Consider the following 484-nt stretch of genomic DNA (forward strand, 5'->3'; position numbering starts at 1 on the left):
ACTTCACAGCGCAACGCACAACACTACATAACGTTACAAAAAATCAGGCCGTCTGAAACCCAACTTGGCGTTTCAGACGGCCTTAGTATTGGTTATCGTATCCGTTTACCTCTTCAACACAACACCGCTGCCAACGCCGAAATCGCGGACGAAGAAACCGTCAAAATCATGAACCCGCTCAACTACATCGGCAAACCGGGCGTAAACCTGCCACAAAACTGGCGCATCCGCGTCGGCACCAACGACCGCGACACCTCACTGGCAGTCTCCGCCATCTTAACCGCCAAACTGCAAAACAACGGCCAAACCGTCGACTACGCCCTGCCTTGGGATGTTGGCCACAGCGGCGATTATGACTTAGACGAACTGTTTGCCTGGATGAAACAAGTTAGCAATTCTGCAAAATAATTGTTCGCAATATAGATTGAGATGAGATTTGGTATCCTGTTTTAATTAAAGAAAGGCCGTCTGAACTTTTTCAGAC

General features: G+C 48.6%; 1 pseudogene. It reads left to right on the plus strand.

Annotation, left to right across the window (positions count from 1 at the left end):
* Positions 1-408 (plus strand): annotated as a pseudogene (locus ACTHUE_RS20205) (hypothetical protein); the annotation flags it as partial.
* Positions 409-484 lie beyond the last annotated feature (76 nt).

This window comes from Neisseria sp. P0021.S005 (genome assembly GCF_051956955.1).